Source organism: Marinobacterium sp. YM272 (assembly GCF_050908845.1).
Lineage (GTDB): Bacteria > Pseudomonadota > Gammaproteobacteria > Pseudomonadales > Balneatricaceae > Marinobacterium_D.
On record NZ_CP194171.1, the window covers coordinates 3,299,367 to 3,316,877 of the forward strand.

Consider the following 17,511-nt stretch of genomic DNA (forward strand, 5'->3'; position numbering starts at 1 on the left):
CGCACCAATATAAGCAATATTTGCGCCATAAATTAGTGCACCCCAGACCACCCGTTAACAGGCGTCAGGGTCCGGACACTGCGAACTAGCCCACGACCGGATTCAGGTGAGGAGAATAAAAAGAAGTGAGTGGCAAGGCTGAACTGCCCACCGCGCAAGCGCACCCCCACGGCCACGAGCAAAATGCTGACGGCGATCATCACCTCGACAGACGCTGGCAGCAGAGACACCAGACCAGGCTTAGCCAACAAAAGGACGGTTGAATGCGCCAGGGTAAAAACGGTGACGGTTTTCAGATACAGCGGCCAACCTGCGGCCTAGAGACAACGCCGCTGACCACAAGGGATCGCAAGTGTATGAAGCAAGCGCCCCTCAGGAGTGGAGAAGCGCCTGCTTAGGGCAACAGCTATTTATCGTCGCTCTTAAACCACCTGCTATGGAGGTGGTGATCGGTCAGTCAGGGCTAAGCCTGTTTCGTGCCTCACTGATAACAGGGCTCGATGTCTCATAGTTATCTGAGCACATCAATCTCTCCCCTTTGGCGTAGCCGAGCATCGGAGGCTGAAAGAGAGGCAAGGGACAGGCTGTTTGAGGCGTAGCCGAGTTTCCTGTCCCGCTCTTTCAGACGAGAAGCGCAGGGAAGTCGGCGTAGCCGACCAAGCCATAGGGGCGGCTAGGGATTGCCAAGGGATTTTCCGTAAAATCCCTTGGCTCGCCAGCAGGCGAAACCGGTGCTTGAGAAGAGCACTAAGCAGGATGATATCTCCATTAGTGCAGTATCGCGCAGGCTCCCTTATAGGGAACTCCATGCAAAGCCACCTGCCATTCAGGTGGATTTTTACTTGTGCCGAATCTCAAACACGCAGTGGATACGTGAGTTACGCTTGAAATCCGGGTCTAGCGTCGCCGGCGTGATATCGCGGATAGCAAACGCCTCCAGCGCTTCATAATCGAGACTGAAGCGACGGTAGTTGTTGGAGAAGATCAACAGACCATCCGGGCGCAGCAGCTCCATGGCATCCTTGATCAGGCGCACATGGTCACGCTGCACATCCAGCACATCCTGCATCCGCTTGGAGTTGGAGAAGGTAGGCGGATCCATGAAGATCAGATCAAAGCGCTCCTTGCGAGGACGCGACAGCCACTTGAAGCAGTCCTCCTGCACCAGCAGATGTTTGGCCGGGTCGGCCCCATTCAGCGCCAGGTTCTGACGCGCCCACTCCACATAGGTCGAAGACATATCGACACTGGTCGTGCTCTTTGCACCGCCGACCAGGGCATGAACACTGGCGGATGCGGTGTAGCAGAACAGGTTCAGCATATCCTTGTCTTTGGCCTGCTGCTGGATCAGCCGGCGTACCGGGCGATGGTCCAGGAACAGCCCGGAGTCCAGGTAGTCGTGCAGGTTGACCCGCAGCCTGCAGCCATGCTCCTCGACCGTAAAGAAATGACCGATCTCGTCGTGACGGTTGTACTGATCCGTACCCGACTGACGTTTGCGCTGCTTCAGCACCACCTGGTCCGGCGTCAGCTCAAACACCTGCTGCACCACCTTCATCACGTCCTGCACACGCTCAAACGCCTTTACCTTATCGACACTGGCCGGCGGCGCATACTCCTGCACCATCACCATGGAGTCATAGCAGTCCACCGCCACCGAATATTCGGGAATATCGGCATCATAGGCGCGGAAGCAGCTGATTCCTTCCTTCTTGCGCCAGCGTGCCATCTGCTTGAGGTTCTTGCGCAGGCGGTTCTCGAACATCTGCGCCTGATCGGACAGCTTATGGGTTTCTGTCGCAGCAGGCTCTTCACGCTCATGTACCTGGAACATCAACAACTGGCTCGGAATGCTGCCGTTGAACATGCGGTACTGCTTGTCCGCACGCAGCTTCATCACCTTGCACAGCTCAGGGTTACCGGTGAAAACGCCGACACGCCAGTTCATAAAGTGAGCCCGGAGAAGCTGTCCGAACAAGCGGTAAAGGAACATCAGCTCCGACTCTTCACCGAGGCGCTCACCATAGGGCGGATTGGTGATGACAAGGCCCGGTTCGATACCCTGCGGCTGCTTCAGCCCGGCGAGTTCCTGCTGACGGAAGCTGATAAAGCGGTCAACGCCAGCCTGACGGGCGTTATGTTTTGCCTTGTTCAGCACCTTGTCATCCGCATCGAAGCCGAACGCCTGAATCGTGCAACGCTCCAGACCAGCAGTGCGGCGCTGCTTGGCCTCATCCACCAGCTGCTGCCAGAGCGCCGATTGATGACCGGGCCAGAAACTGAAACCAAACTGATTACGCAGCAGACCCGGCGCCGTATCCGTTGCCATCAACAGCCCCTCCACCAGCAGTGTACCGGAGCCACACATGGGATCGAGCAACGGAGTGCCTGCCGCCATCTCTGGCCAGCCGGCACGGATCAGCACCGCTGCCGCCAGGTTCTCCTTCATCGGCGCGGCCCCCGCCTGCTGGCGGTAGCCGCGGCGATGAAGACTCTCACCGGAGAGGTCCAGGGCAACGCTGGCCTTGCCTTTCGCCAGATGTACGTTGATCCGCAGATCCGGACGGGTACGCTCCACCGTAGGCCGCTTGCCGGTAGCTGCACGCATCTGATCGACAACCGCATCCTTGACCTTCAAAGCCCCGAAATGGGTGTTGTTGATCGACCGGCTCTTACCGCTGAAATCGACACAGAAGGTGCCCAGCGCCCGCAAATGCTCCAGCCAGTCCACCGTCTGCACCAGGCTGTAAAGCTGGTCGGCCGTTTCCACCTCAGACTCAACCAGTTGAAGCAGCACGCGGTTGGCCAGTCGTGACCAGAGACAGATGCGATAAGCCAGCTCGAGCTCACCCTCGGCATACACACCGGCAACGGTCTGCTTTACGGTTTCGGCACCGAGCGCGGACAGTTCCTGCTCCAGCAGTTGCTCTATTCCCTTGGGGCAGGTAACGAAAAATCTCATTTCAGACAGGGCTCCAGCGTGGGCGATTCAGCTCAGATTCAGTTTTTTGGCCATGTGAAATATTTTCACGGCACGGAACTAAATTTCAGTTAGGTTACAAGTTCTTGAAATTAAAGTTATTTTGCAACCGCGTCATAATTCCCGCTATCAGAAAATTATTACAAATAGGTATTTTAAATTACACCTCGAACCGGGGTTCGGGATATGAATGGTTCTGAGGCGACGGCGGTTAGTCACCTCAAGCGTCAAGCGTGTCGGTATTCCCCGGCGCGCCACTTCGAAGAATAGAACAATGCGAGGCGCAATATGAAAAAACAGAAACGGGATCGTACCTCAACTCTGTTCAACCGCGGTTTTCAGGCGGGTATCTGTGGTAAATCCCAGAGCGAATGCCCGGTCCAGGCAACGGAACTTAGAAGCCACTGGATGAGCGGTTGGCGTGAAGGACGCGAGGCTCACTGGAGTGGAATGTCCGGCGTTTCTGCAATTCAGGCTAACCCATCACTACATTAACCTTTAACTTCTAACATCACTCTATTTTCGCCCGGGCTCTAACCCCACCCAAGGGCCCCGGCCAGGATGCTGATCAGCGCTTAGCGCTGTTCAGCATCGCAATCTCTCTTACCGCATCCCTGACCAGAGCCGGACCGCCATAAATAAAGCCGGTATAGATCTGTACCAGACTGGCACCTGCCTCTATCTTCTCAGCCGCATCAAAGCCTTCACAGATGCCACCGACGCCGATAATCGGCAGAGCGCCCCCCAGTTCCTTCGAAAGGGACCGGATCGCCGTATTGGAAAACTGTCTGACCGGCTCGCCACTGAGACCTCCGGCTTCTTTTGCCAGCGGGGAATCCTCAACGCCCTCGCGGGAAAGCGTTGTATTGGTAGCGATCACCGCGTCCATCTCGTAGGTCTTCAGTGATCCGGCCACCAGACCGAACTCCTCTTCGTTCATATCGGGCGCGATTTTGACGGCGATCGGCACATAACGACCATACACGCGGGTCAGCCGGGCCTGTTCGGTTTTCAGCGCATCCAGCAGGCTGTTAAGCGATTCACCAAACTGCAGCGTACGCAGGCCCGGCGTATTCGGAGAGGACACATTGACGGTGATATAGCTCGCGCGGTCATACACCTTACGCAGGCACAACAGGTAGTCGTCGTTGGCCTTGTTATTGGGCGTATCCTTGTTCTTGCCGATATTGATGCCGAGCACACCCCGGTAACGACTGCGTTCCAGGTTAACCAGCAGCTGGTCAACACCGTCGTTGTTAAAGCCCATGCGATTGATGATCGCCCGGTGCTCGGGCAAGCGGAAAAGTCGCGGCTTGGGGTTACCTGCCTGGGGCCTCGGCGTAACCGTGCCTACCTCGACAAAGCCGAAGCCCATGGCCGCCAGACCGTCAACGGCCGAGCCATTCTTGTCCAGACCGGCCGCCAGACCGACGGGGTTAGGAAAGCGGATACCCATGACCTCCACCGGCGTCGAATGTTCCGGTGCCTTGAGCATACGGTCGAGCCCGAGCGATGAGCACAGCGACAGACTACCCAGAGCCATCTCATGCGCCTTTTCGGGATCAAGTTTAAACATCAATGCGCGAGCCAGGTCGTAGAGCATGGTTCCTCATCAGGCACAAAAAAATGATTGGGCATTATAACGGTCTGCCAGCACATTGGCACCTCAGGGATGCTCTACACTGGCCAATAGCCTGGTTTAAATTGTTTCAATAGTGGCGAGTTATGCAGGCTATTTGAGAAAAAACCGGGCCAGTTAGCCGCCTCGGCGTTTAGAGTCGGGAGATATCCTGCAGTTTTCCCTCGGATGAGTAACGTATCCGAAAGCTTCCTTGAATCCCCTGACGGGTCACAAAACGGGTCAGTGAAGCTGCCGGAAAGCGGACCCGGCGACCATCGCGCGCGCGCGCAACCACGTCACGCACTTCACCGCGATATAGGCGCAGATATTCCTCATCGCTTATGTCCAGATCCACAATCAGCTCATTCATCGCCATTTTTCCGGTATTAACAGTAACTAATACAGCTTCTGCCCCGTCATTGAGTTGCGATGCATTTTACCTTAGCTGATAATGAATTAGGGATGATATCGTGAAGTCTGTCCGGATTTTTTAATGCATCGATTGCTAGCTGCGCTGTTACTGCTGGGAGCCGCAACAACCGCATTTGCGGAGGCGCAAGCGACGCTGGACCGGACCCAAATCACCGCGCTCGATAACCTGACCCTCACTGTAGAAGTGGATGATCAGGTCGACAACCGCCCCGACTTCTCCCCGCTGCATCGTGATTTCCGCATACTCGGCAGCAAACGCACTCTGATTGCCAGCCATAGCAGTGCTGGCCGCGAAGTACGAACCCGCTGGCAGATCACACTGCGCCCGCGCTCCACCGGCTCGCTGCAGATACCTGGGCTTACACTGGCCGACCAGGTGACCCAGCCCATTGCGATCCAGGTATCGGAAGTCAGCCCTGCCCTGGCCGGCCAGCCTGGCGCCTCGACCTTTTTTGACAACAGCCTCGACAGCCGTGACGTCTACGTTAACGGCCAACTCCTGTATACAGCCCGGCTCTACCACCGCGACCCGCTGCCGACTAACGCTCGCTTTATCTCCCCCGTGGCGGGGAGCAGTGAGGTTCACGAACTGGGTGAACGCCAGCAGTATAGCGGCGAGTTTCGCGGTAGCTCGTACCGGATCACCGAACAGCAGTATGCGATCTTCCCGAACGAAACCGGCCCTCTGATCATCGACGGCCCCCGACTGCAACTGCCGCGCACCGCGGAGCGTGATCTGATCGAACTTCAGGGCGAGACACTGGAGGTGGAAGTTCTTGAACCGGCACACCGCAGTGCCCGCGGTATCTGGCTGCCGGCCCAGAACCTGACGCTGGAGGAAAGCTGGAGTCCACCGGAAGACCTGCGCCCCGGTGATCGCTTCACCCGGGAACTGACCCTGACCGTCACCGGCCTGCCGGCGGCTAGTCTGCCGCAACTGGCAATCACCGACAGCGATGACTCTTACATTGAGGTACAGAATGTCAGCCTGACCGAGTCTTCATCGCAGTTCGGACTGGTCAGTACACGCCGCGAAACGGTTGTGATCGAGCCTCTGGGCAGCGGCGACTTTACGCTGCCAGCGATCGATCTTAACTGGTGGGATGTAACACTCGACCGGGGAAGACATGCCGCCCTGCCCGCAAGACGTTTCCATGTGCAGGCTCCGCCCCTGGTCAACACAACGCCCGCCACGTCGGAAAACGGCTCAGCCATACAGCTGCAGAGTTCACACTTCTACCTGCTTATCGCGCTGTTGACGACCCTCAGTCTCACCAGTTCACTGGGCTGGCTCTACACCTGGTCAAAGCTCAGGCAGTACCGGGCTGACAACAGTGCCGAAGAGATGGAAGAGGAGATCCGCCGTCAGCGCAAGCTGCTGCAGGCCAACGACCGGGCGGAACGCAACACCTTTCAGGCGCTCGCCATCGCCTGTCATCAGAATAACGCTGCCCTGGCCCGGACCCGCCTGACCGAGTGGGCCCAGAACTTCTGGCCGGAGCGCAACATAGACAGCCTGGATGATATCTGCGACGCGGCGCGCAACCAGACGCTGGACTTTTTGGTGCTCGATCTGGAACAGCAGCTACACGACGACCTCAACCTCTGGCAGGGCGACCTGCTGATGCAGGCGATCGACAGTCTGCGCCGACGTCGTCGCGAGCAGCACCCGGAATCCGATACACCCGCCGAAGGCTACCTCAAGGCTTCATGACCTCAAGGACTGAACGCTTCCAATGAGCAATCGTTACCGTCGACACAATGCCCTGATGCAGAAACTTGGCCTCGGCGGCGTTGATGGCAGTGAAAACGCCAGAGCCCAACTCTGGGCGCACCGCCTGGAATGGCCGATGCTCATGCTGGTACTGTGGATTCTTGTGGACTGGTATCTCAGGGCCAAGGGGATGAACGCCCCAGTGCTCACCCACATCACCGACTGGTTCATCTGGATCTGCTTCGCCGGTGAGATGTCGGTCATGCTGGCCCTGGTCGATGATAAACGGCGCTACCTGAGACAGAACTGGCTCAACCCTGTGATCATCCTGACCGGCATACCGGTGCTTCTGGGCGCTGAGTTCTTCTACACCGGCATGCTCAGGGGGCTGAGACTGCTGATCATGGTGGGTATCCTGCTTAAAGTATCGCAGGACCTGCGCCTGATACTGGCGCGGCACCACCTGGGCAAGACGATGGCGATCGCCCTGCTGTTTCTGATCATCTCCGGCTTTCTTATTTCCGGTATCGACCCCGCCTTCAACGGCCCCCTGGACGGGATCTGGTGGGCCTGGGTGACCATGACGACCGTGGGTTACGGTGATATTGTGCCCTCAACCACCGAAGGTCGCCTGTTCGGCATGGTACTGATCCTGATGGGTATCGGGCTGTTCTCGATGCTGACCGCCAGTTTTTCCGTGTTCTTTATCGAGCAGGACGAAAAGGAGATGGTCGAAAAAGAGGACCAGAACATCAAGCGGATCAACCAGCTTGAAGCGAGACTCGACCGCATCGAGCATCACCTGGCTCGCGCCGTGAACACGCTGGAACGCCTGGAAGCGATGGAAGCCCGGGACAGGGCACCTAGGAACGACCCGCCCGAGAAGCCTTCAGAACCTGAGTAAGTGCTGGCTTGAGGTCTGTATACCTGAAGCTATAGCCACTCTGCAGCAGTTTCACCGGTACCACGCGCTGTCCTTTCAATATCAGGTCGCTGGCCTCCCCCATCATCAGCTTCATCACCGGCGCCGGGACGCGGAAGATACAGGGACGGCCCAGCACCGCTGCTAGGGTTTTGCTGAACTCTTCATTGGTTGCCGGACGCGGCGAGGTCAGGTTAAACGGGCCTTCAAGTGTGTGATGGTCGATCAGGTGCAGAATAGCGGCGACCTCATCATCGATATGCACCCAGGACATCCACTGGCGGCCACTGCCGAGAGGGCCACCCAGCCCAAGGCGAAACGGCGGCAGCATTTTGTTCAACGCGCCCCCCTTACCCAGCACCACGCCGGTGCGGATCAGGCAGACACGCATACCCAGGTCACGCGCGCGCAGCGCCATCGACTCCCAGTCCGCACAGAGCTGATGGGCGAAATCGATCTTCGGCTCAGCCTCTTCATCAAGCTCACGATCGCCCTGACTGCCGTAATAGCCGATCGCCGAGCCGCTGACCAGCACCTCCGGTTTGCTTTCCAGGCCAGCCAGCCATTCAACCAGCTGAGCGGTGGTTTGCAGGCGGCTCTCCCTTAGCAGCGCCTTGCGCTTGTCTGTCCAGCGCTTGTCGGCAATGGGCGCACCCGCCAGGTTCACCACGGCATCGACCGGGCCGCGCACCTGGTCAAGCTCAGAGTAGATACCCACTCTGGCATCCAACTCCACGGAATCCGGTCGTCGACTGAGAACAACCACCTCGTCGCCCCGGGCCAGCAAGGCGTTGACCAGGTGCCCGCCGATAAACCCGGTGCCGCCGGTGATAAGGACTCGCATCATTATTCTCCCTGTCAGTTTCCGGTATATTGCTACGCAGACTCAGATAAGGGTGGTTCACATCTACTAGGAGATTAGCACAGTATGTTTACCGGAATCGTTCAAGGGCTGGCACAGGTTGTTGATCTACAAAGAAAGGAAGCGTTCATGCGAATGACGCTGGCGTTTCCGGCCGGACACTGTGACAGGCTGCAGACCGGCGCCAGCATCGCGATCAACGGCACCTGCCTGACCGTAACCGGCTTTGAAGACAACAGGATAAGTTTCGATCTGATCGCTGCCACCCTGGCCACGACCAACCTGGGCAAACTCGACATCGGCGATCAGGTTAATTTCGAGCGCGCCGCCCGGGTGGGCGACGAGATTGGCGGCCATACCATGTCCGGCCACGTGATGAACACCCTGGAGATCCTGTCGATCGAGCGCAGCGATAACAACTGCGTGATCTGGTTTGAGCGCCCTGCCGAACTGGCCCCCTACCTGCTGACCAAGGGGTTTGTCGGTCTTAACGGCTGCAGCCTGACCATCGCCGCGGTCGAAGCTTCACGCTTCTGCGTCTACCTGATTCCGGAGACTCTGCAGATGACCACCTTCGGCACATTGGCCGAGGGCGACCGGGTGAATGTAGAGATAGATCCGCAGACCCAGGCGATCGTCGATACCGTGGAACGCTATCTGAACGATCGCCAGCAAGCCTGAGGCCAGGGCCCGGAGGCTATTCGTCGGCCTTGAGATCCGCGGCGAGGGCCTCGTATAGGTCCCGGTACTCGTCAGACTGCTTGCTGCCAAACAGCGGGTCCGAGGGTGCCGGGAGCTCCTCATCCAGCGCCTTCCAGTCCTTGTCAGAAGCCAGTTTCTCCAGTGCGGGAAAGACCTTGGACTCCTCGTAATTCAGGTGTTCTTTTTCACGCCCGACAAACTGATCAAGCTGGTCGATCAGCTGATCCATGGGTACCACCGCCGCATCATGCAGCACCCCTTCAATCGCCTCGCTGAGGTGGGTGGACAGCTGTTTGAGATCCACGTGGTCTTTTTCACAGTCCAACATCAGCTTATCAACATCGGTGTCGCGTCCCTTGAAGAACTCGAACATCTTGTCTTCGCGGGGATGATGGTAGGTATCCGCATAATTGCCCACGTACTCGACAACATCATCCATTAACTGGAAGTTGGGGTGGGTACCGCCTCGAAACTTTTCTATCTTGCGTGAAAGCATGTCGAGCAGCCGTTTGAGATTGACGTGCTCCTGATGCAGTTCAGCCATGATCGCCATATTCGAACCCTCCACGATTAGCATTTAGAAGACAGCCGGGACATGTCCGCCGTTATCTGTCGGTATCGTCAGCACGACGGGAATCTCCCCGCGGCCCTCACCTACCACTATAGACAACTCTGAGACCAAGCCCTTGGCCGGCGTCAACGAAAAGAGTTTCAGCCAGATTCAGAGCATCTCAACCAGCTGTGATAGACAGGTGACACGCAGATCGGTCAGCTCGGGCCAGGGCGGATGAATACCGTGATCCACATGCACCGTGGCCGTACCACAGGCACGACCGGCTTCCAGATCGTAGCGAAAATCCCCCACCATCACCGCCTGATCGGGCCACGCGCCCCAGTATTCGAGCAGCGTTTCGATCCCCTGCGGATCGGGCTTGGGCCGCGCTTCGTCGCGCCCCAGCACATACCTGGGTAAAAAATAATCACTGGCATTGATCGCCGCCAGCGCCTGTAGCGCCACCGGTTGAGAGTTGCGGGTCAGGATACCCAGGGTGCAGCCGCGCCCGGCCAGGCGCGCCAGCAGCTCTACCACCGCCGTTGCCGGCTCAGTCTGGGCCGCATAAAAAAGCTCCAGCTGATCCAGACGCTCGAACTGCTGCTCTCTTTCCGGTGACGGCAGCGTTGACAGGGTAGACAGGATATCCGCATCAGGTGCAAGACCCAGCTCCCTGCGGATATGAGCGAAGTCATGCACCGGACGGGTCAGAGTGCCGTCCAGATCAAACACCCAGAAACGGCGATCACACAGATCAGTCACTTGAGTCACTTGAGTCACCTGGCTCATCGGTAATATCGACATCGCTGTCGATCAGGTCCAGCAGCATCCCCAGCTTGTGTTCGATATCCTCCAGCAGGCTGCTGCGTGTCACGGTTCCCCGCGGCACAACCACCTGCTCAAGCTGAAGGATGCTGCGCTGACTCTCCCGCAGCGCCTGCAGCAGGTTGCGTGAGCGCTTCTTGTTACTGTCGGTCAGCTGCTCGATCCGGTGCAGGGTGTGGCGCAGCTGGTCATCCAGATCCTCGAGATGCTGACTCACCGACAGCATGCCACTGCTGAGCGAGTGATTAACCCCTTCCACCTGATGCTCAAGCTGAAACACCGCATCGCGAAACCGGGAGAGAAACTGCTCGCCTTCCCGGTCCATGTAGATCGCCAGCAGCTCTTCCGGCAGTAGCGCGCGATTGCGGCCATCGGTACGGATACGATATTCACCGCCGTGGGTACAGTAAGGTTTGAGGTGACCACTGGGAATTTCGACCCGGAGAATGGGCCGAGCCTGGGACAGGTTCTCGGTATAGATTTTTATTTCGATATTGGGAATGCATTCGGTGGCTTTGTTGACCAACAAAAGCCGGGCCCGATCATCCACGTCACAGCCGACCACCCGGCCGCGCTGCACCCCGTCGGGGCTGGTATATTCATCGATGCCGACCAGCAGCGTCCCGCCCTGAGGCGAGTTGGCAAAGGCCACCAGATCGGAACTGCGGATCGCCTGAACCTCGCGTTTGAAATCGACGTTGACTCCCTCCGGCGCCGACAGCAGCTGCTGCGTGCGCCGGCTCAAGCGTCGATATTCACGCTTCACGATTCAGGCAATCCCTTCACTGATGACAGATTACTGGTAGATCGCGTCATCAAACGGATCGACCGGGTTCTCCAGCATGTCATCTTCGCGGAAATAGAGAATCCGCCCCTGGAATTTCAGTCCCTTGCCGGCGAACCAGCGCTCCATCTGCTCACGCCCCTCTTCCGCCTGAGAACTCTGGTACCAGGCCAGCACGATGCGGTAGAAGTAAAGACCAAACAGCGCAGCCGAAGCGCCAAGGAAAAAGTCAGATGCCAGCGCAAACAGCAACATGATCAGACCAACCACCCAGACACGACTTGCACGGGCATCCTTGAGCGCTTCGTTGGCAAGAGAGAACTGTTCCTGGTATTTCAGAAAGCGGCGATAGTTCTGCTGCAGCTCGAACTTATCAGCAGAGCCAAGGGTTCTGTCCATTGTGTTTCATCCCTACAGTAATGATCTTATTGATTCAAAGCTATCGGGTGGGGTCGCGTCAACCGCCCCACCCTTTCAGGTTTCAGGCCAGGCTCTTGCTGACCACCTCGTAAACGTCCTTAGACAGCTCGGATTCGGCCAGTATACGACTGAGCTCGGCCTTCATCCTCGCCTGTGCCGCATCCGGATAACGCCTCCATCGCGTCAGCGGCGTCAACAGACGTGCGGCGATCTGCGGATTCTGCTGGTTGAGTTTGATGATCCAGTCCGCCAGATAACGGTAACCACTGCCATCCTCGGCATGGAAGTTCACCGGGTTCTGGGCACAGAAGGCCGCTACCAGTGAGCGTAACTTGTTCGGGTTACGCTCATCGAACAGCGGATGCTCCTGCAGCCCCTGAACACGCTCCAACGCACCCGGCCAGGGATCGTTGGCCTGGAGCGCAAACCACTGGTTCATCACCAGTGATTCGTGATGCCACTGAGCATGAAACTCATCCAGCAGTCGCCGGCCCGCATCACGGAAACCGGAATGAACCACCAGGCTAAGCGCGGCCTGCTGATCCGTCATGTTATCGGCGTCGTTGAACTGCTCTTCCGCCAGGGCCAGCAGGGTATCCTCATCGGTTGTCAGCAGGTAACCGAGGCAGAGGTTTTTCAGTGAGCGGCGCGCGCAGGCATCTGCATCCGGCGCATAAGGCTCCTCGGAACAGCTGCGACGATAGGTCGCCAGCCACTCAGGCTTGAGCGCATCAGCCAGCGACTTGCGCAGGAACTCCCGCACCGCATGAATCGCATCGACATAAATGACCTCTGCCAGTTCCGCAAGGTAGGCCTCGCTCGGCAGACGCAGCAGATGCGCCACCATGGCCGGATCGAGCGACTCGTCATTGAGCAGCGCACGCCAGCTGTCGACCAGGGCATCCGGCAGGCTCAATGCCTTGCCGGCGCGGTAATCCTCCACCAGCAACTGCATCAGGTTGACCGCCATACGCTGGCCGGCATCCCAGCGATTGAAACCATCAGTGTCATGCTTGAGCAGCATCAGCAGCTGATCATCACTGTAGGGATAGCTCAGCTTCACCGGTGCGGAGAAACCGCGTAACAGCGAAGGCACCGGCTTTTCCGCCAGACCGTCAAAGGTAAAGGTCTGTTCCGCGTCGGTCAGTTCAAGAACACCCGCTGCCAGCTCGGCACCACCGGCGCCCAGCAGACCATAGGCGATCGGCATGTGGAACGGCTGCTTTTCAGCCTGTCCCGGGGTCGGCGGACAGCTCTGACGCAGGATCAGGCGGTAGCAGCCGGTTTCGGCATCCCAGCTGTCGCTGGCCTCAACCCTGGGTGTGCCCGCCTGGCTGTACCAGCGTTTGAACTGCGACAGGTCACGCCCGGAGGCATCGGCCATCGCCTGCACGAAATCGTCGGTGGTAACCGCCTGGCCATCGTGACGTTCGAAATAGATGTCCGAGCCCTTGCGGAACGCTTCCGCACCCAGCAGGGTGTGGAGCATGCGCACCACCTCGGCACCCTTCTCGTAGATGGTCAGGGTATAGAAGTTGGAGATCTCGATAAAAGACTCGGGCCGTACCGGATGCGACATGGGGCCGGCGTCTTCGGCAAACTGCGCGGTACGCAGCATGGAGACATCCTCGATCCGTTTGACGGTACGGGAGTTCATATCCGCGGAAAACTCGGAATCGCGGAAGACGGTAAAACCTTCCTTGAGACTGAGCTGGAACCAGTCCCGGCAGGTAACCCGGTTACCGGACCAGTTATGAAAATACTCATGGGCCACCACGCCCTCGACACGCTGAAACGCGGCGTCGGTGGTGGTACGGGGGCTAGCCAGCACACAGCTGGTATTGAAGATGTTAAGCCCCTTGTTTTCCATTGCCCCCATGTTGAAGAAGTCCACCGCCACGATCATGTAGATATCCAGATCGTACTCACGGCCATAGACCTTTTCATCCCAGCGCATGGCGTTTTTCAGCGACAGCATGGCGTGGTCGAGCTTGTCCAGATCCTTGCTCTCGGCAAAGATCTGCAGCTTAACCGCCCGTCCCGACGCAGTGGTGTAGGTATCTTCCAGCACCTCGAGATCACCGGCCACCAGCGCGAAAAGGTACGCGGGTTTCGGGAACGGATCCTCCCAGGTGACGAAGTGCCGACCCTCGTCCTTCTCCCCGCTGTCCACCGGATTGCCGTTGGAGAGCAGCACCGGGTAGCGCTTGCGATCGGCCTCCACGGTGGTGCGAAACACCGACATCACGTCGGGACGATCGGGATAAAAAGTGATGCGACGGAAGCCTTCGGCCTCACACTGGGTACAGAACATGCCGTCGGATTTGTAGAGCCCCTCCAGCGCGGTGTTGAGCTGGGGGTGAATGCGGGTCAGGCACTCGAGCGTAAAGGCTTCAGGTACTTCGGAGATTCGCAGCAGCTCGTCATCACGAATGAAATCACGCTCGGAGAGAATCTCACCATCGATACATAGACGGCACAGTTCCAGCGACTCGTGACCGTGCAGCTCCAGCGGCGCCCTGCCACCCCTCGAGCAATCGGGGTTACGGCGCACTTTCAGTGTCGCCCGGACCAGGGTTTCCTCTTCATCAAGCTCGAAACGCAGATCAGTATGCTCAATCAGGTAGGCGGGTACCTGATAGTCTTTAAGGTAGATCGGTTCTGGCTGTTGCTGCGCCTGTTGAGACATTGTTACTCCTGAATTCACGCAAAAATACTGACCTGGTACGCACCAAACTTGCGGATATTGATAACCCCGGTATCCAGTATCAGATACTGTCCCTTGATCCCGAGCAGCGTCCCGGATACCTCGGGCTGCTTATCAAAATTGAATGTAGCGACTTTAGTAGGATACTGCAGCACCGGGAATTCGATAGCCAGTGTGTTTTCGTCCGGCAGCGTCCGAATCGCTTCGGCGCCGTGCGCCTGTCTCAGCTCATCGATGGCGGGCGCGCACAGCGCCAGCAGACGGTCACGCTCCGCTGCAAGATCCAGCTCCGGCACCTCGCCTTTCAGCATTGCCCGCCAGTTGGTTTTATCCGCGACGTGCTCGGCGAAGATCTGTTCCAGCAAACCGGAGTGCAGACGGTTGTCCACCTCCAGTATTGGCAACGCCCGCACCGCGCCCTGATCGATCCAGCGGGTGGGGATCTGCTGACGCCGGGTGATCCCGACCTTGAGACCGGAAGAGTTCGCCAGATACACCACGTGGGGCGCAAAGCAGTTACGCTCTCCCCAGGCAGGATCACGGCAGGTTCCCTCGTGATAATGGCATTTTTCCGGTTTGACGATGCAGCTGTCACATTGAGGGAGGCGTGTGAAACAGGGGTAGCAATAGCCCTGATTGAAGCTTTTGCGGGTCTTTCGGCCGCAGTGAAGGCAGTTAATCTCGCCCTCGAACTTGAGTTGAACAGGCTGACCCAGCAATGCGTTCATATCGACACATTCATCACCGTCATCAAGCCTGAGTGTGTAACGTACAGGGTTTTCCAGGGCCGCTTCCATCTTGCGCAGCCCGCCTTTCGCCAACAACTCCATAGAGTACTCAGTGTCCGTTCAGAATTTTCAAGGTCTGTGCACTGAGCGGATCGTCTCCGTGCTTGCTGCCATCAGGCTTGGTGCGATCGATAAATCCGACCCGCTCATCCTCTGGCATTTTACGCGCGTGTTCATAGGCAATAACCGCGCGCAGACTGGTGTCGCGCTGTTCCTGGGTCAGACGTTCACCGTTTGGCCACTTGCCCAGCTCGACCGCGCGTTTCAGTGACTGGTAGATATCCGGCGTCATCGCCTCAATCATCTTTTCAAAATTCATCAGCAAAGTTCCCGCTGTTTAAGCCATACAACTCATACTATAACAGTACCGCTTAACGCGGTCCGAACAAACGACCGACCGGATACCAGGCCAGCCCGGCCAACAGCCCCACCAGGTGTGCAGTGTTGGCGATCGCCCCCAGGCCCACCCCCTCGAGCACACCGGTATAACCGAGCACCAGCCAAAGCACCATCAGCCCCATCAACGCGGGCGGCAGGCCAAAACGGGCTCGCGTCTCCATACGGTCCCAGATCCAGGTGTAGGCAAGCAGCCCGAACACCGCACCGGACATACCGCCAAACATCGGCCCCGAGATCAGATATTGCGCCAGGTTAGACGCCACGCCGGTAAAAAGCACCAGCGCCAGCAGTGCCTTGCCGCCCTGGACCAGCTCTATCCGCTGACCTACCACCCAGACCCAAAGCAGGTTAAACAGGATATGAAGCAGGCTGAAGTGAAGAAACATCGGCGTCACCAGCCGCCACCACTGCCCCGATGACAACATCCCCATCAGCGAGTCATAGCGCAGCGCATTGCCCTCAATGCGGAAGTCGGTGAAGGTAAATCGCGCCATCCAGGTATCATTGGCACCAAAGCTGATCAGCAGGGTCAACAGCACACTGACCCCTATCAGCACCAGTGTCATCCGAACCCTGGCGGGCGATACCCTTGCTATCCGCGAGCTGGCCTTGGGCCTGCGAATCTCGATCGCTGCCAGATCGCCGCCATCTTTCCAGTACTGATAGAGCGAGCGGATCTTGCCCGGATCTATCCTGCTGGAGACCAGCAGCACCTGCCGCTCCTCCTCCTCGATAACCCGGTGCGGGATTTCATACTCCCAGAGCAGCGCGGTAAAGGGCCCCAGGTCCTCGCTCAAAGGCACACTGAGAACCGGCGTCATCCGTCCATCTCCGCATCCATCCGGCCAACCTCACGGGCCACATCCACCCAGACAAACTTATCGCGCCGAAACGCCTGCTCGTCGTCCAGACGGTAGGCCACCAGTTTGCCGTACTTCACCGCGCTGTAGTCCAGGCAGGCGATATTGTCCGATACGGGCTCCGGCTGCCCCTCACGCCAGTAGTGACCCATAAACAGCAGCTTCTCATCAGGGCCATAGTAAAGCAGATCTTTTCGCTGCTCGGGCGTGATAGGACGGCGGGCGATATGTTCCGGCAACGGGTCGGGCTGAAACACCACATCGGCCAGTTTCTGAGGATTCCTGGCCCAGAATTTGGTGCGGAAGAATTTACGCTTGAAGCCATCGCGGCTGACGATCACCTCGTCGTTGGGCAAACGCAGATGCGTGCCACGCAGCAGCCGGTCCATCACTTCGTACTCGTAGGTATCGCTGCGCGACGAACGCACCAGAAAATCCAGATCAATACGACCATCCGGTCGCTCGGCAAGAAAGCGGTCGATCAGCGACTGGTGCCAGCAGGCATGAACGGCCCGGAACTGGTCGGTTTCGATAATCAGTGGCATCCGCATGAACCACTGCAGGTAATCATCAAGCTCCTCTTGATGATCGGCGAACTGATCCAGTGTCTGCTGCAGGATCCGCTGGTGGCGCGGGGTATGCTCGCGCAGGAAACCCTTGCCGTCTGGCGAAGGGGTCAGGTAACAGAGCAGGTTGTATTCATGGTTGCCCATGATGATCGCGGCCTGGCCGCGATCCACCATCGCCCGCACAATATGCAGTGCCTCGCGGATATGCGGTCCACGATCGACGATATCGCCAATAAACAGCGCTTTACGGGTTGGATGCTGGTAGACACCGTCGATCCGACGATAACCCATCCGGTCGAGCAACAGACAGAGACTGATGGCACAACCGTGGACATCACCGATCAGATCAACACCCTGAAAATTCTCCGTCACA

At 57.9% G+C, this 17,511-nt stretch carries 18 protein-coding genes; 4 read left to right on the plus strand and 14 right to left on the minus strand.

Going from position 1 to position 17,511, the window contains the following annotated elements; genetic code table 11:
* Nucleotides 1-32 precede the first annotated feature (32 nt).
* Both ACQUQP_RS14705 and rlmKL read right to left on the minus strand, forming a co-directional pair.
* Entirely contained in the window at nt 33-251 is a 219-nt protein-coding gene (locus ACQUQP_RS14705) for a hypothetical protein (RefSeq protein WP_432695786.1), read from the minus strand.
* Nucleotides 252-838: 587 nt separating this feature from the next.
* Nucleotides 839-2,962: a bifunctional 23S rRNA (guanine(2069)-N(7))-methyltransferase RlmK/23S rRNA (guanine(2445)-N(2))-methyltransferase RlmL gene (rlmKL, locus tag ACQUQP_RS14710; protein WP_432695787.1), complete on the minus strand. Its 2,124-nt coding sequence runs from the start codon at nt 2,960-2,962 to the stop codon at nt 839-841.
* A 306-nt stretch (nt 2,963-3,268) separates the two neighbouring features.
* Here rlmKL and rmf point away from each other — a divergent pair, with 306 nt between their 5' ends.
* A complete protein-coding gene (gene rmf / locus ACQUQP_RS14715; protein WP_432695788.1) occupies nt 3,269-3,475 on the plus strand; it encodes a ribosome modulation factor in 207 nt (68 codons plus the stop codon).
* A gap of 73 nt (nt 3,476-3,548) precedes the next feature.
* On the opposite strand, the gene ACQUQP_RS14720 is transcribed toward rmf, so the two are convergent.
* On the minus strand, nt 3,549-4,583 hold the full coding sequence (locus ACQUQP_RS14720; RefSeq protein WP_432695789.1) for a quinone-dependent dihydroorotate dehydrogenase: 1,035 nt from the start codon (nt 4,581-4,583) through the stop codon (nt 3,549-3,551).
* Nucleotides 4,584-4,752: 169 nt separating this feature from the next.
* Nucleotides 4,753-4,971, minus strand: coding sequence for a DUF2835 domain-containing protein (locus tag ACQUQP_RS14725; protein ID WP_432695790.1), 219 nt, complete (start codon nt 4,969-4,971; stop codon nt 4,753-4,755).
* A 123-nt stretch (nt 4,972-5,094) separates the two neighbouring features.
* Here ACQUQP_RS14725 and ACQUQP_RS14730 point away from each other — a divergent pair, with 123 nt between their 5' ends.
* Together ACQUQP_RS14730 and ACQUQP_RS14735 are read left to right on the plus strand one after the other, a co-directional pair.
* Nucleotides 5,095-6,747 carry a BatD family protein gene (locus ACQUQP_RS14730; RefSeq protein WP_432695791.1) on the plus strand — a complete coding sequence of 551 codons (1,653 nt, stop codon included), beginning with the start codon at nt 5,095-5,097 and terminating at the stop codon, nt 6,745-6,747.
* Between the two features lie 22 nt (nt 6,748-6,769).
* Nucleotides 6,770-7,651, plus strand: a complete 882-nt coding sequence (locus ACQUQP_RS14735) for a potassium channel family protein (protein ID WP_432695792.1) — start codon at nt 6,770-6,772, stop codon at nt 7,649-7,651.
* Here the strand turns inward: ACQUQP_RS14735 and ACQUQP_RS14740 are convergent.
* Complete coding sequence (locus ACQUQP_RS14740; RefSeq protein ID WP_432695793.1) at nt 7,611-8,516, minus strand: TIGR01777 family oxidoreductase; 906 nt, start codon at nt 8,514-8,516, stop codon at nt 7,611-7,613. The two genes, ACQUQP_RS14735 and ACQUQP_RS14740, sit on opposite strands and share 41 nt — an antisense overlap.
* Nucleotides 8,517-8,597: 81 nt before the next feature.
* Between ACQUQP_RS14740 and ACQUQP_RS14745 the strand changes: the two genes are divergently transcribed.
* Complete coding sequence (locus ACQUQP_RS14745) at nt 8,598-9,212, plus strand: riboflavin synthase subunit alpha (protein ID WP_432695794.1); 615 nt, start codon at nt 8,598-8,600, stop codon at nt 9,210-9,212.
* A gap of 16 nt (nt 9,213-9,228) precedes the next feature.
* Here ACQUQP_RS14745 and ACQUQP_RS14750 read toward each other — a convergent pair whose 3' ends face one another.
* The 9 genes from ACQUQP_RS14750 to ACQUQP_RS14790 all read right to left on the minus strand — a co-directional run bounded on the left by ACQUQP_RS14750 (nt 9,229) and on the right by ACQUQP_RS14790 (nt 17,510).
* Complete coding sequence (locus ACQUQP_RS14750) at nt 9,229-9,786, minus strand: hemerythrin domain-containing protein (protein ID WP_432695795.1); 558 nt, start codon at nt 9,784-9,786, stop codon at nt 9,229-9,231.
* A gap of 168 nt (nt 9,787-9,954) precedes the next feature.
* Nucleotides 9,955-10,557 carry an HAD family hydrolase gene (locus ACQUQP_RS14755; protein ID WP_432695796.1) on the minus strand — a complete coding sequence of 201 codons (603 nt, stop codon included), beginning with the start codon at nt 10,555-10,557 and terminating at the stop codon, nt 9,955-9,957.
* Complete coding sequence (locus ACQUQP_RS14760) at nt 10,541-11,377, minus strand: AlbA family DNA-binding domain-containing protein (protein ID WP_432695797.1); 837 nt, start codon at nt 11,375-11,377, stop codon at nt 10,541-10,543. Before ACQUQP_RS14760 ends, ACQUQP_RS14755 begins: the two co-directional genes overlap by 17 nt.
* A gap of 30 nt (nt 11,378-11,407) precedes the next feature.
* Nucleotides 11,408-11,794 (minus strand): hypothetical protein, encoded by a 387-nt coding sequence (locus ACQUQP_RS14765; protein ID WP_432695798.1) that lies wholly within the window; start codon nt 11,792-11,794, stop codon nt 11,408-11,410.
* A gap of 82 nt (nt 11,795-11,876) precedes the next feature.
* Nucleotides 11,877-14,504 (minus strand): aminopeptidase N, encoded by a 2,628-nt coding sequence (gene pepN, locus ACQUQP_RS14770; protein ID WP_432695799.1) that lies wholly within the window; start codon nt 14,502-14,504, stop codon nt 11,877-11,879.
* A 14-nt stretch (nt 14,505-14,518) separates the two neighbouring features.
* Nucleotides 14,519-15,352 (minus strand): DUF2797 domain-containing protein, encoded by an 834-nt coding sequence (locus ACQUQP_RS14775; RefSeq protein ID WP_432695800.1) that lies wholly within the window; start codon nt 15,350-15,352, stop codon nt 14,519-14,521.
* A gap of 7 nt (nt 15,353-15,359) precedes the next feature.
* On the minus strand, nt 15,360-15,629 hold the full coding sequence (locus ACQUQP_RS14780; protein ID WP_432695801.1) for a YeaC family protein: 270 nt from the start codon (nt 15,627-15,629) through the stop codon (nt 15,360-15,362).
* 52 nt (nt 15,630-15,681) lie between these two features.
* On the minus strand, nt 15,682-16,530 hold the full coding sequence (locus tag ACQUQP_RS14785) for a rhomboid family intramembrane serine protease (RefSeq protein ID WP_432695802.1): 849 nt from the start codon (nt 16,528-16,530) through the stop codon (nt 15,682-15,684).
* A complete protein-coding gene (locus tag ACQUQP_RS14790) occupies nt 16,527-17,510 on the minus strand; it encodes a metallophosphoesterase (RefSeq protein ID WP_432695803.1) in 984 nt (327 codons plus the stop codon). Before ACQUQP_RS14790 ends, ACQUQP_RS14785 begins: the two co-directional genes overlap by 4 nt.
* Nucleotide 17,511: the final 1 nt, after the last annotated feature.

Bases quoted from the DNA above. Each gene is read 5' to 3' on its own strand.
- ACQUQP_RS14735 (WP_432695792.1), top strand. From the start codon at position 6,770: ATGAGCAATCGTTACCGTCGACACAATGCCCTGATGCAGAAACTTGGC.
- ACQUQP_RS14730 (WP_432695791.1), top strand. From the start codon at position 5,095: ATGCATCGATTGCTAGCTGCGCTGTTACTGCTGGGAGCCGCAACAACC.
- ACQUQP_RS14745 (WP_432695794.1), top strand. From the start codon at position 8,598: ATGTTTACCGGAATCGTTCAAGGGCTGGCACAGGTTGTTGATCTACAA.
- ACQUQP_RS14750 (WP_432695795.1), bottom strand. From the start codon at position 9,786: ATGGCGATCATGGCTGAACTGCATCAGGAGCACGTCAATCTCAAACGG.
- ACQUQP_RS14785 (WP_432695802.1), bottom strand. From the start codon at position 16,530: ATGACGCCGGTTCTCAGTGTGCCTTTGAGCGAGGACCTGGGGCCCTTT.
- ACQUQP_RS14775 (WP_432695800.1), bottom strand. From the start codon at position 15,352: ATGGAGTTGTTGGCGAAAGGCGGGCTGCGCAAGATGGAAGCGGCCCTG.
- rlmKL (WP_432695787.1), bottom strand. From the start codon at position 2,962: ATGAGATTTTTCGTTACCTGCCCCAAGGGAATAGAGCAACTGCTGGAG.
- rmf (WP_432695788.1), top strand. From the start codon at position 3,269: ATGAAAAAACAGAAACGGGATCGTACCTCAACTCTGTTCAACCGCGGT.
- ACQUQP_RS14740 (WP_432695793.1), bottom strand. From the start codon at position 8,516: ATGATGCGAGTCCTTATCACCGGCGGCACCGGGTTTATCGGCGGGCAC.
- ACQUQP_RS14765 (WP_432695798.1), bottom strand. From the start codon at position 11,794: ATGGACAGAACCCTTGGCTCTGCTGATAAGTTCGAGCTGCAGCAGAAC.
- ACQUQP_RS14725 (WP_432695790.1), bottom strand. From the start codon at position 4,971: ATGAATGAGCTGATTGTGGATCTGGACATAAGCGATGAGGAATATCTG.
- pepN (WP_432695799.1), bottom strand. From the start codon at position 14,504: ATGTCTCAACAGGCGCAGCAACAGCCAGAACCGATCTACCTTAAAGAC.
- ACQUQP_RS14720 (WP_432695789.1), bottom strand. From the start codon at position 4,583: ATGCTCTACGACCTGGCTCGCGCATTGATGTTTAAACTTGATCCCGAA.
- ACQUQP_RS14780 (WP_432695801.1), bottom strand. From the start codon at position 15,629: ATGAATTTTGAAAAGATGATTGAGGCGATGACGCCGGATATCTACCAG.